The 12,426-nt window shown below is 70.2% G+C and carries 13 protein-coding genes; 10 read left to right on the top strand and 3 right to left on the bottom strand.

The genetic code is table 11. The features are described 5' to 3' along the window. The first annotated feature begins 111 nt into the window (after positions 1-111). From I004_RS35855 to I004_RS40500, 5 genes are all read left to right on the top strand, one after another. The gene (locus tag I004_RS35855) at positions 112-795 is read left to right on the top strand and encodes a hypothetical protein (RefSeq protein ID WP_199779458.1); all 684 of its coding nucleotides are present in this window, start codon (positions 112-114) and stop codon (positions 793-795) included. Next, positions 792-1,583, top strand: coding sequence for a hypothetical protein (locus I004_RS0124720; RefSeq protein ID WP_028437701.1), 792 nt, complete (start codon positions 792-794; stop codon positions 1,581-1,583). Before I004_RS35855 ends, I004_RS0124720 begins: the two co-directional genes overlap by 4 nt. Then, positions 1,580-2,482: an ATP-binding cassette domain-containing protein gene (locus I004_RS0124715; protein WP_028437700.1), complete on the top strand. Its 903-nt coding sequence runs from the start codon at positions 1,580-1,582 to the stop codon at positions 2,480-2,482. The genes I004_RS0124720 and I004_RS0124715 overlap by 4 nt, the downstream gene beginning before the upstream one ends. A gap of 11 nt (positions 2,483-2,493) precedes the next feature. Further along, positions 2,494-3,021 (top strand): DUF2511 domain-containing protein, encoded by a 528-nt coding sequence (locus I004_RS0124710; protein WP_486580222.1) that lies wholly within the window; start codon positions 2,494-2,496, stop codon positions 3,019-3,021. Between the two features lie 93 nt (positions 3,022-3,114). Continuing rightward, a complete protein-coding gene (locus tag I004_RS40500; protein WP_486580220.1) occupies positions 3,115-4,053 on the top strand; it encodes a hypothetical protein in 939 nt (312 codons plus the stop codon). A gap of 118 nt (positions 4,054-4,171) precedes the next feature. Here the strand turns inward: I004_RS40500 and I004_RS0124700 are convergent, their stop codons facing one another. Continuing rightward, positions 4,172-4,912, bottom strand: a complete 741-nt coding sequence (locus I004_RS0124700; RefSeq protein WP_051345391.1) for an ATP-binding cassette domain-containing protein — start codon at positions 4,910-4,912, stop codon at positions 4,172-4,174. A gap of 2 nt (positions 4,913-4,914) precedes the next feature. Further along, the gene (locus tag I004_RS0124695; RefSeq protein ID WP_028437696.1) at positions 4,915-5,718 is read right to left on the bottom strand and encodes an ABC transporter permease; all 804 of its coding nucleotides are present in this window, start codon (positions 5,716-5,718) and stop codon (positions 4,915-4,917) included. A 284-nt stretch (positions 5,719-6,002) separates the two neighbouring features. On the opposite strand from I004_RS0124695, the gene I004_RS0124690 reads away from it, so the two are divergent. The 5 genes from I004_RS0124690 (at position 6,003) to I004_RS0124670 (ending at position 10,309) form a co-directional block, all read left to right on the top strand. Further along, the gene (locus tag I004_RS0124690) at positions 6,003-6,311 is read left to right on the top strand and encodes a hypothetical protein (protein WP_028437695.1); all 309 of its coding nucleotides are present in this window, start codon (positions 6,003-6,005) and stop codon (positions 6,309-6,311) included. A 105-nt stretch (positions 6,312-6,416) separates the two neighbouring features. Next, positions 6,417-6,641, top strand: coding sequence for a hypothetical protein (locus tag I004_RS0124685; protein ID WP_028437694.1), 225 nt, complete (start codon positions 6,417-6,419; stop codon positions 6,639-6,641). A 520-nt stretch (positions 6,642-7,161) separates the two neighbouring features. Continuing rightward, entirely contained in the window at positions 7,162-8,064 is a 903-nt protein-coding gene (locus I004_RS0124680) for an alpha-lytic protease prodomain-containing protein (protein WP_028437693.1), read from the top strand. Positions 8,065-8,315: 251 nt separating this feature from the next. Continuing rightward, a complete protein-coding gene (locus tag I004_RS0124675) occupies positions 8,316-9,749 on the top strand; it encodes a molybdopterin-dependent oxidoreductase (protein WP_028437692.1) in 1,434 nt (477 codons plus the stop codon). Positions 9,750-9,817: 68 nt separating this feature from the next. Beyond that, positions 9,818-10,309: a hypothetical protein gene (locus tag I004_RS0124670; protein WP_028437691.1), complete on the top strand. Its 492-nt coding sequence runs from the start codon at positions 9,818-9,820 to the stop codon at positions 10,307-10,309. Positions 10,310-10,328: 19 nt separating this feature from the next. Here I004_RS0124670 and I004_RS0124665 read toward each other — a convergent pair whose 3' ends face one another. Beyond that, a complete protein-coding gene (locus I004_RS0124665) occupies positions 10,329-12,407 on the bottom strand; it encodes a hypothetical protein (RefSeq protein ID WP_028437690.1) in 2,079 nt (692 codons plus the stop codon). Positions 12,408-12,426: the final 19 nt, after the last annotated feature.

The following is a 12,426-nucleotide window of genomic DNA, read 5'->3' as shown; positions in this document are numbered from 1 at the left end:
GGCTACGTACTGAGTGCACCACTGCTCACCGGCCGGTTTCCCCCGTTGCCGGCCGGGGGCGGTGGTGCCCCGGGCCTTCGGAGGCAGGGGATCGACGGGAGGAGCTGAGAGATGACAATCGCGACGTGGTTGCCGCACGAGGTGCGCCGCTGCGGGAAGCAGGCCGTCGTCCTGCCGGTGCTGGCAGCGCTGCTGTCATGTCTCGCGATGCTCACCGGACCCGGCGGCGGGACGCTGCTGGGGCGTTCGCTGCTGACCAGCGCCCTTCCGGCGGCCACGGCGCTGGCCTGTGCGGCGGTGGTCGCCCGCGAGCGGCTGCTGGAACTCCATCTGTCGCTGCCCACGCCCTATCCGCGGACGGTCGCCCGCCGTCTCGCCTGGCCTGCGGCCGTCACCGTCGTCTCGGCCCTCACCCTGGTCACGCTGGCACGGGCGGCAAGGCACTCACTGGACGTGGGGGCAGCTCTCCTGGAACTGGCCGGACTGACGGTGCTGCTGGCCGGCGGTGCCATCTGGGCGACGGTGCGGTCCGGGTCGGCCGCGCCCGCCACCGGTCTCGTGGTGGCAGCCGTCCTGGCCAAACTGCTGATCGTCGACCGCGTGGTGCCCGAGGGGGCGGGGCAGGGCGTGCCCGCACTGCTGGCCGGCTCCGTGCTCCTCCTGCTGGCCCTGCGCTCTCTCGGCGATGCGGGGCGTGCAGGCAGCGAAGCGACCATCAGAGAGAGACGACCAGGGGGCGGTGACCCGTCCGGAGACGCCGCCGGGCGGCACTCGAAGAACGGGGAGGCAGGATGACGTCGCTGCTGTGGACACTGCGGTACGAGGCCCTGATGGCGGCCCGTCGCAAGGTCGTCTGGGGAGCGGTTCTGCCACTGGCGCTGCTGAGTCTGCTGCTGGCAGCCACGTCGCCCGTGGTCACCGGACACAGCGACCCTGCCGCGAGAGCAGGCGCGGGTGCGGTGCTTGTCAACACCCTCTGCACCCTCGGCGTGGGTCTCGCCCTCGCTGACCGATTGCGCCGGGGCCTGGAAGCGCGCGGAATGCCGGAGTTGCTGGCTGCCACTCCCGCCCGGGCACTGTCGCGCACGGCCGGGACGCTGGCAGGTCCGCTGGTGACCGCCCTCGCGCCGGTCGCCGTTCTCTTCCTGCTGGCGGGCGCGGTGCTCGCCGGCACCTCGGGTTCCGCGGCACCTCTGGTGTCCGCGGTCGTCTCCCTCGTGGCGGTCGTCCTCCCGGCGACACTGCTCGTCACCGCCTTCGCAGGGCTGCTGGGCGTGCTGATGCCGGTCGCCGCCGCGCGCGCCGTCACCGTCGTGGTGTGGCTGTGGGCCTGTCACTTCCCGCCGGAATTCTCTCCCTTGCCCACAGTGACCGGCACGGTCCTGTCACCACTCGGCGGCTATGCGCTCGTGGCATGGGCCCACGCACCTCAGGTGTGGGCGGCGCGCGAGGGCGGCGGTGCGCTGCGTCCCGACGTCAGCGACGCGGCCGCGCTGATGAACGTTCTCCTCGTGCTCGCCATGGCCGCCGTTTGTTACGCCCTGGGTCACCTCCTCGTCCGCCGTCGAGACGGAGCAACATGAACATCAGCACTGAGCAGTTGACGAAGGTCTACTCCGGCGGCCGCCGCGCGCTGGACGCCGTGGATCTGCATATCGAGAACGGCACGGTGGGCCTTCTGGGAGCCAACGGGGCCGGAAAAACAACCCTGTTGCGCATCCTCACCGGTGTGCTGCGGCCGACCTCCGGTCGCGTGACCGTGGGCGGGCACGACCTGTCGACCAGCGCCGGGCTCACCGCCGTCAAGAGGATGCTGGGCTATCTGCCGCAGGAACTCTCCCTCTACCCCGATCTGACCGCCCGTGAGTTCCTCGACTACATCGGGGTGCTCAAAGGCATCCACGATACGCGGGACCGGCGACGCCAGGCGGAGAAGCGGATCGCCGAGGTGGGCCTGGAGGAACGGGCCGGCGAGCGCCTGTCGGGGTTCTCCGGCGGCATGAAGCGTCGGGTCGGCATCGCGCAGGCCCTGATGGGCGACCCGTCCCTGCTGGTCGTCGACGAACCGACCACCGGACTGGACCCGCACGAACGCATGCGGTTCCGGACGCTGCTCGCCGGGCTCGGAAGGGGACGCACCGTTCTGCTCTCCACCCACATCCTCGACGACGTCGCGCAGACCTGCCCCGCGGTGGCGGTGCTCTCCGGCGGCCGGCTGGTCTTCCACGACGCCACCACGGCGCTGGTCAACCAGGCCGCCGGGTGCGCGTACGTGTGCGAGGCCGAGGGTCCCGCAGGAGGGCCCCCGTCGGGAGCGGAGGTCGTGAGCGCGGTGACCACGGCGCAAGGAGCCCAGTACCGGGTCATCACCAACGATCCGCCGTCCGGCGCCCGTCCGGTCGAGCCGTCGCTCGAAGACGGCTATGCCGCGCTGCTCGGCGCCCACGGCGCAGCCCGATCCATCAGTCCGGTCCAGCAGTGAGGCAATTGCACGTGACTTCGCAGAACCACAGCTCCGCGCACATCGAGACCACCGACGCCACCACCATCAACACCTCGACGCCGACCGCCACTTCGCCGGTCATCACGCCACCTACGACCACTCCTTCCAGCGTTTCCCGCCGGCCCCGCGGCCGTACCCGGGTGGTGGCCATGGCGTCGACTGTCGCCGGGCTCGTACTGCTCGGGGCGTCGGCCTGCGGCGGCGGAGGCAGGACGGACCCCGACACCAAGGACCCCAAGCCGCTGCCCAGCCCGACCACGACGAAGCAGGAGATGAGTGAGAAGAACCTGGGCTACACCTGGCCGCTGAAGACCGACCACGGCACGGCGGAGTGCCGTGAGGGTGACCAGGCCGTGTTCACGGTTCCGGACGGCACCACGTACGCGCTCAACGACCGTGCGCGGCAGGCCGGTTACCGTGATATCGGGCAGGTCAGGGCATCCGGGGACGACGGAGACAAAGTGAGCCTCGGCTCGCTGCTCAGCAGAACCATGAAGCTCTGTCGGCTCGCACGGTGACCGGTACCGGATCACTCAGTGCCGGCAGGGGTGTGATCCGTGATCGTCGACCACGACCGGACGATCACGGGGATGAACAACGGGGGAAACACGATGCATCAGCAAGAACAGCAGCACGTTTCGAACTCCAGCGAACTCCATGTCCTGGTCCACTCGGGCCTCAAGGCTCACTTCGAATCGCCTCAGGCACCGCTCGGCAGAATCCGTTCCGGCCTCGACCGGGTCGGTTTCGTCGATGACGAGGATCTGACCGCACCCGGTGGAGCGCTCGACCTGCCGGTACTGATTCCGGTCACCAGCGAATTCCAGGCCGAGGGACTACGCGTCGTCAGGGTTCGGCATCCTCTGGCCCTGCTCGTGGCCGTCACCAATGATGTCTCGGGATTCCGTACCTACTACGCCATCCGTTCGGGCGCGGACTTCGTCTTCAACATGGCCATTGCCGGCGCGAATCAGGTCGACATGCTGTACGCACAGCTCCGTTCGCATTGCACCGCCGCCTCTCCCGAGTCGGCGGATTCACGAATCCAGCCCTTCTCGGTGGCACGCGAGGCCGTACCCGCCGAGGAAGAGCACCGGCAGGCCCCTTCAGGGCACTTCGAGGAGAGTGCGGCCAGACCGGGCAGCGCGTGGAAGGAACGCGGGCTGGAACATTCAGCCGCCGCGGGCCGCCGTGCCCTGCAGCCCGAGCACGGGCTCCCGCCCCACTCTCCGTACCCAGCAGGTCCTACGTCCGGTGAACACGATTCAGCTCGCCCGTCGGATCACGACCCGGCGCACGCACTTCGGACCGTTCCGGGGATCGACACCGGGCTGATGCGGATGCTGTGTTCGTCCATGACGGTGTGCGAGATCGCGCGGCGCTACTACTGCTCGGAGCGCACGATGTACCGCCGCATCCGCAAGCTGTACGACGACGTAGGCGTGAGCAGCCGTGCCGAGCTGATTCCGCTGGCTTCGGTACTGACTCTGAATCAACCGCGCGCCGCGGCGCAGGTGCCCTCGCAGCGCGACCGCAGACGGGCCTCCTGAGGTCCGAGCGGACGGTTCGACCTCAGTCCGACGCCTCTCTCGTCCTCCGAAGATCCTGGCTCGCCGCCGGTGCCCTCGTGACCGCTCGTCACGGAGCCACCGGCGGCGGTTCGGCCGCTCAGCGGATGCCGGCATCGGCCGTCTCCAACAGGCGGAAGAACCCCGCCTCCACATCGCCGTCGACGGCAAGGCCCTCCAGCGACCCCTCGTACTGGGTGCGACCGGCTGTCAGCACCTGCACCCGGTCGCATACCTGTGCCACCTCGCCCAGTTGGTGACTCGCGATGAGCACTGCCACGCCTTCGCCTGCCAACGACCTGATGATGCCGCGCATTTCGCGGATGCCGACCGGGTCGAGGCCGTTGGTCGGTTCGTCCAGGATGATCAGCCGGGGCCTGGCGAGCAGAGCGATGGCGATGCCCAGACGCCAGCGCATGCCGAGCGAGTACGCCCCGACCCGGCGACTGCGCGCGTCCGTCATCTTGACCAGACGCAGCGCGCCCTCGATCCAGTCCTGAGGTACTCCACGCAGTTTGGCGTGCACCTTCAGCGTCTCGTCCGCCGTCAAGGTCGGCCACAGGCCTGGCACTTCGATGAGGGCGCCGACCTCGGCAAGCGTGTCCCGGCCGACGGGTCTGCCGAAGATCTCGATGCTGCCGGACGTCGGCCGCTGCAGCCCCAGGAGTGCCTTCATCAGCGTCGTCTTTCCGGCGCCGTTCGGCCCGAGGAGGCCGTAGACCTCGCCGGTCTTCACGGTGAGATCCGCACCGTCCAGCGCACGGTGCGTCCCGTAGTGCTTGTGCAGCTGACGGATCACCAGTGCGTCCGTCGTCTGTGTGCCGGGTGTTCCCACGGACATGGTCAGATCTCCTTACGGATCATGTGCAGGCGGCCGAGGAAGAGCAGGACCACGGTGAGCACCGCGGCGAGGCCCAGGGCGAGGGGGATCGCGGACATCTCGGTGACGGGACTGTCCTTCGGCAGTGGCACCCCGTTGGGCCCGATGCCGGCGAGCGGCAGAACCACCCGCATCGGCCAGGCGAAGGGGACGGCGAACCAGAAGACCTTGTCCGAGACGAGAGCCCCGCACAGCAGGCCCGCGACCCCGACCCCGATGCTGGGGCCCATGCCCCACATGACCGCCACGAGGACGGCCAGCGCCGTCATGGACAGGCCGACCAGCCACGGCAGGTAGACCGCCGCGACCACCGTCCCCATGCCTTCGGGGAAGCGTCCGCTGATCACCGAGCCGAGCGAGAGCATCACCAGGAGGACGGTGGAGGAGACGAACCCCAGGACGCCCAGCGCGGCGACCTTGCCGACGAAGTAGCGCCCGCGCGGCACGCCGTAGGAGAGCAGCAGCCGCCAAGGGTCCTGGTCCGCGCGGACGGCGAGCGCCGCCGCGAGCCCCGCCGTCATGGGCACCAGGACGCCCCAGAACTCCAGGGTGACGTTGCGGAACACCTCGAAGGTCTGGCCGGCCTTCGCCTCGGAGGAGCCGAGAGCGCCGAGGAAGAGGGGAACGGTGATGATCACGGGGGCAAGCAAGTGGTACCAGAAGATGAACCCCCGCTTGTTGCGGGCGAGTTCGGTGCCGGTGACGGTCGCCAGTGAAGGATTGTCCCGCTGCCCCGCCCTGAGGGGGACAGCCGTTTCGTGCGCCATGTGATCTCCTGCGGGCCGCTGTGTGTCTGCTCCCTGTACGTAGCGGGGCGGGGGGCTTCGGTTCACGGACGCGGTGACGAGCCACCCCGCTGGGTGCCGCCGGGACCCTGCCGTGGCAGGCATGTCATGGCTGATGCCGCAAGTCGGCAGCCGACTGACGGAGACCTGACGCAGGACTGCCGATGCCCTGACAAAGGCCTCACTCCGGGGTGCGCCGGTGCGAAGGTCATCTGGCACCGCCGGACACGCATGGTCCGGCTTCACCACCGTCAGGGAGGAATTTCATGAAGACGCTCCGCCGCGTGCTCGTGCCCGGAGTCATGGCCCTCGCACTGGGCGGCCTGGTGGCGCCGTCGGCCTCGGCCGCCGGCAGCTCGCACGAGGTCGCCGCGCACAGCGCCGGAATTCTGCGGACGTGGCACGCCACCGTGCAGTGCCAGATCGTCCGTATCAGTGACAACAACGTCGTCGGCTACGACCGGGCCGACGGTTCCGGCAACTCCAAGGAGAACGCGATCAAGGCCGCGAAGGCCAACGTCCCCGTGCCTCAGGGCCACTACAAGCGGCACTGCGACGCAAAGCGCGTCTGGTAGCGTGCAAAGGGAGGCGAGTGAGAGCTCGCCTCCCTTTTTCTTTTCTGTCCGGTTCCGTTTTCTTATTCATTCCGAAGGAATTCTTTCCGACGAGGACGGTGGGTTTTGCCGGACGAGCCGAGTGTCTGGGAAGTGCGGCTGGGCATCTACGCGACCGAGAAACAGGCGGAGGAAATCAAGGAGCGCATCACCCGGCTCCTCTGCCCCGACCCGGACCACGCTCCGCCCTGCCCCGTCCCCTGGTCGGCGCTGCTTCTGCACGGATCCGATCTCGATGACGCCGAGTCTTATTCCGACCTCGTGGAGCAGGCCCGTATCGAGAGGCGCTGACCGCAGGCGTCCGCGTCCGACCGTCGGGTTCTGAAATCCGGCGGGAGCACAGAGCATGATCAACGGCCTCCCGTGCTGCGCGTACCGCCCGGGTGCGCCGCGTCCCGGCCGCTCCCGGGGGAGCGGTGCCGGTGGCGCTCGCAAGACCCGTCGCCAGGTGTGCCGTCCCGGAGCCCGCACGCCCAACTGGCCGCCACAGAGCGGTGATCCGCGTGCCTCAGGAGCGAGTGCCGCGCGCCGGACGTGCCGCGGCGCGGGCTCTCCCAGAACCGTGTGGCAGGGGCATCTACTCAGCCTATGTCCACTTACAGCTGTTATCGCATGGATCAATCTGACATTTCGTCCCCGCTCGTATCTTTCACTTTTTGAACTTTGAAACAGCGTCTTGCGTGGACCGGTGGCCTGGGCAAATATTCCGTTCAGCGCTTGTCAGGGACACGGCGGCCCCACCGGCGTGCCCTGACTGCTGCGCCCCATGGGCCCCCACCCAAGGGCCCCCGTTCTCTTACTGGAGGAATCAGTGAGGATCACGCGCACCACCCCCCATCGCACCTTTGCGAGACGCGCGCGGCTGATCGCGGTCACCTCCGGCTTCGCGGTCGCCGCCGCACTCGCCCTCCCGGCGAGCGGCGCCTCGGCAGCCGAACCTGCTCCCACGAAGTTCAGTTCCGCCGCGCTGAGCGACGCGAGCCAGGCACTGCGCTCCGCGCACGTCGGCGGCGCCGCCTGGTACACCGACGCGAAGGCCGGCAAGGTCGTCGTGACGGTGGACAAGACCGTCTCCAAGGCCGACCTGGCCAAGATCAAGAAGGAAGCCGGCGTGAACTCCGGTGCCTTCGAGATCAAGCGGACGGCGGGCAAGTTCTCCAAGTTCATAGCCGGTGGCGAGGCCATCACCACGGGCGGCGCCCGCTGCTCGCTCGGCTTCAACGTGCAGGACAGCGCGGGCACCAAGTACGCCCTGACTGCCGGTCACTGCACCAACATCGGCAGCTCCTGGTCGATCGGAACGACGGCCGGCAGCAGCTTCCCCGGCAACGACTACGGCATCATCCGCCACTCGAACCCGAGTGCGGCTGACGGCCGTGTCTACCTCTACAACGGCGGCTACCAGGACATCACCAGTGCCGGTAACCCGTCCGTGGGCCAGTCCGTGCAGCGCAGCGGCAGCACGACCGGCTTGCACGGCGGCACCGTCCAGGCCCTGAACGTCTCCGTGGACTACGGCCCTGACGGCATCGTCAACGGTCTCATCCAGACCAACGTCTGCGCCGAGCCCGGCGACAGCGGCGGCTCGCTCTTCGCCGGCAGCACGGCCCTCGGCCTGACCTCCGGCGGCAGCGGCAACTGCTCCTCCGGTGGTACGACGTTCTTCCAGCCGGTCACCGAGGCGCTGAGCGCCTACGGCGTGAACGTCTTCTGATCCACCTCGCCACGCGGCAGGGACGCACTCCCTGCGTGAGGTGAGCGCCGGCCTGCGCACCCCGACGGGTGCGCAGGCCGGCTTCGTGCTGTGTCTGCTTCGTGCTGCGTGGCTCCGTGCCGTGTGGGCGGGGCCGGAAGATCGAACGGTCCGGTGACGTGGCGGTCGCCTTCCGTGATCCGGCCTGCCGCGCGCCTTACCGTCGATGTGACGGGCCGTCCGGTCGTCGTCGCAGCGCACGGAGGACGAAGATGCAGGCCGAGCAGCACACGGCTGACACCGACGCGGAGGAAGGGCGCAGGCCCGGACCCGGCCACGGCTCACGCCGCGCCTCCGAACGGCCGGGCGGACGCGGACGGTTCGCCCGTATCCGGGGCGGCGCCCGGAAGGGCGGGAAGGGCGGCTCGCACTCGAGCCCGCCGCCGGGACCGACGCGGCCGGGCTTCTGGCGCAGCCCGATCCGCGGACCGTGGCTGACTTCGGTCTTCGGGCTGGTCCTACTCGTCGGCATCATCGTGCTGTTCGTGACGGGACTGCTCTCGTACGCCGCCTACAACCCGGGCCTGGGACCGCCCAACGACAAGACGCCGGACAAGGGCTGGCTCGGCTTCTACCTCTTCCCCTGGCCGACGGACCCGCCGTGGCTGTACCGCCTCAACCAGGGAGTGCACGTCACGCTCGGGATCGTCCTCGTGCCGGTCCTGCTGGCGAAGCTGTGGTCGGTCGTGCCGAAGCTGTTCACCTGGCCACCGGTCCGCTCGCTCAGCCACGCGCTGGAGCGGGTGTCGCTGCTGCTGCTCGTCGGCGGAGCGCTCTTCGAGTTCGCCACGGGGCTGCTGAACGTGCAGCTGGATTACATCTTCCCCGGCTCCTTCTACACCCTCCACTTCTATGGAGCCTGGGTCTTCATCGGAGCCTTCGTCGTCCACATCGCCTTCCGCATCCCCCTCATGATCCGTGCCCTGCGCAGCCGCGATCTGCGCGCGGAGCTGCGCACCCCGGCCAGCCGCACCGAGCCCGAACCGCCCGACGAGACCGGCCTGGTCACCCCCGATCCGGCACCGGCGACGATGTCCCGGCGCGGCGCCCTGGGCATGGTGGGTGCGGGCTCACTCGCGCTGTTCGTGGTGACGGCGGGTCAGAGCATCGGCGGGTCGCTGCGGGAGACGGCGGTCCTGGCGCCGCGCCACACCGACCCGGGCACCGGACCCAACGGCTTTCAGATCAACAAGACCGCCGAGGCGCGCGGCATCCGCGCCGCCGACATCGGTGACGACTGGCGGCTGACGGTGCGCTCCGGCGGACAGGAGAAGGTCCTCACCCGGCAGCAGCTGCTGGACCTGCCCCAGCACAGCGCCGCGCTCCCCATTGCCTGCGTCGAGGGGTGGTCCACCGAGGACCAGGAGTGGAGCGGCGTACGGCTGACGACGCTGGCGGCGCTGGTCGGAATCCGCCAGGACCCGCCGGACGTCTTCGTCGAATCGGCGCAGCGCAGCGGCTCGTTCCGCTCGGCGGGACTGCGCGACAACCAGGTCCGCGACCCGCGGTCGCTGCTGGCTCTCCGCGTCAACGGAGCGGATCTGTCCCCGGACCACGGCTATCCCGCGCGGGTGATCGTCCCGGCCAACCCCGGCGTGAACAACACGAAGTGGGTCACGCGCCTGACCTTCGGAGCGCGGTCGTGACGGGCGACCGGAGGGAGGACCGGAGAGAGAGGGGCCCCAAGGAGGGCGGCGGGGAGCGGCCGAGGGCGATGGCTGCCCTCCGCGCGCGGTACGGGACATCGCCGCTTCATCTGATCCTGGTGCTCGGCTCGTTCGCACTGGCCGGGTACGCCGGGGTCCGGCTGCTGGAGGGGGACACGCCCGGCGTCGTCCTGTGGTTCGTGGGCGCGGCGGTCGTGCACGACCTCGTCCTCGTGCCCCTCTACTCGGCGGCGGACCGTGCGCTGCGTGCCGTCGCGGCGCGGCCACGCAAGGGCCATGGGCGCGACGCGGCGGCGTGGCGGGAGCAGATCAACTACGTACGCGTGCCCGCGGCCGTCTCGCTGCTGCTGCTTCTCGTCTGGTATCCGCTCATCCTTGACCGGGTCGGCCACTACGCCTCGTACACGGGCCTCGAACCGGGCGTCTTCATGGGGCGCTGGCTGCTGGTCACCGCGGCGCTGTTCGCCGTCTCCGCGGTGTGCCTGGTGGCGAAGGCACTACGGGGACGGCGGCAGGCGCACCGGGAGGACGGGACGTAGTACCGGCCGGTCCTCCCCATCACTTCTGCCGCGCGGCGCCCCGCCGTACGACGGCGAACCCGGATGCGGGCACGGTCACCTGAACGTCCGGGCCGGTGGCGGTCCGGCGCCCGCGAAGCCGCGCCCGCACGTTGTAGAGCTCGATCGTGACCGGGCCCTGCCCCGGCATGCTCACTCCGGTGGTGTGCGGCTGCCCGTCGCCGTTGTGGAGCAGGGCGATGCTTCGCTCCGGCCCATGGAGCACCCGTCGGGCCACCGTCGGACGCACCATCACGGCGTCGACCCGCAGCGGATGCTCTCCCACCCCGTCGGCTCGCGCCCGCAGCCGTCCGCCTGGTGAGAACGTGCCCGGCAACGACACCGGAGTCAGCGCACCGGGCGCCGCGGTGATGCCCTGTGCGCCTGCCGTGCCGTGGTCGACGCGGGTCGTGTCGGTGCCTCGGGTGTTCCAGAGCGTCGCACCCGCGTCCCGGTCGGAGACCAGGTTCACGACCGGCGAGGCGAGCAGCGGTCCTTCCGCGTCGTCCGGCAGAGTCCACGAGACGCCTCCGCCCTCGCGCAGGGCGACGTACGCGTCGCCGCTGTACTGCGACTCCCCGGTCCAGGCCGAGTCGGGGCGCACCGGCTCGGCGGCTCCCGTCAGTTCGCCCTTCTCCGCCTCCAGCACGCGCAGTCCGTCACGTTCCCCGGTGCCGCCGAGGCCCAGCGGGGAAGCGGCGGCGCGTGCACCGCCGCCCTCGGTCAGGGAGTCCAGCGCGAGCATCGAGAGCAGGCCGTGAATGGTGGACTCGGCGCCGGAGTTGCGATTGATCTTGCCGTCGGGTGCCACGCCGTCGAAGGTGACGCCGGTGGCAGGGTCGTAGACGGCTTCCCCTGCCGCGTTGGCCCCGAAGTACCAGGCGGCGGTGAGCGCCGCCAGCGGATAAAGGCCCGGTGCGCCGCCGTTGTCCGCCACGGCGAGCAGCGCGCGCAGGCGCGAGTCGACGCCGTACGCGATCTGGGTGCGGTCGACCGGCGCGGGCAGCCAGCCGTTGTCGCATCCGCCGGCCGTCAGCAATTCGGGGGTGAAGCCTGCCGTGTCGGCGAGCGCAGTACGGAGCAGGCCGGGCCGCGAGAGCACGGCCGAGGCGGCAGCGAGCGCCGTCGGCATCTGCGCGGCCCAGGCATGCCACTGCGAGATGGCCGCGGCGCTGGGCAGCACCGCCCCGTAGGGCCACTGCCCGGGACCGCCCGAGGCCAACGCTGCGATGCCCTCCGCCAGTTGGTCCGTGGCCCGTCGGGCGCGGGTGCCGCCGCCCGCCCGCACATACGCGGCGAGTCCGAGCACCGCCTCCGAGGAGGCGTCCGCGCCATGGGTGATGAGCCAGCCCGGCACACGTCGGCCGTCGGCGGTCTCCCATGTCCCGTACAGGCTGAGCACGTCGCGTTCCAGGGCGGTCAGGGCGAGTTCGAGACGGTCGCGGAGGAACGCGGCGAAGCCGGGGTCGGGGCGGCGGAATGCCTCGAAGCCCTCACCGAGCGCCCAGACGAAACGGGCCAGCCAGTAGGAAGGCCCGGAGTCCGAGGGGTCGGGCTTCTCGGGCGGGTAGGCGCTGCGGGTGAGGGTGCCGTCGGCCTGCTGCCACAGGACGACGTTGCCGGCGTGCGGACCGTCGGTGGTCTGGAGATAGCAGATGCCGCGCAGAAGTTGACGCGCCGAGCGCCGGCTGCGATCGGAGCCGGTGTGCGTCCAGTGCCGCAGGTGCACGACGGCGGCACGGGCCATGTCGTCGGCGTTGAAGGCGCCTTGCTCGTAGTGCCCGGTCTCCGGATCGAGCTTTCCGCCGCCGATGCGCTTGTAGGAGCCGTCCTCCTGCCGATCCGCGTAGGTCCACAGCGTGCCGAGCGCGGGCTCCTCGCGCAGGCGGTACGTGTCGTGCCCCGGGAGCGGTTCCGGCTCGACCGTGTCACCGAGGAAGCGCAGGTGGGCGAGGTTTGTCAGGCCGGAACGGCCGCGACGGGTGCCGACGGAAGCGGCGCGTGCGGGCGCTGCACCGAGGAGGGACGAGGCCGGTACGGCGGCTCCCAGGGCGAGGAGTCTTCTGCGGGGCACGCTCATGTTCGGCTCCTCTTCCCTG

The sequence above is a fragment of the Streptomyces sp. TAA486 genome, from assembly GCF_000426165.1.
Note: the sequence above shows the minus strand (reverse complement) of the source record. Positions and strands in the feature narration are given on the sequence as shown.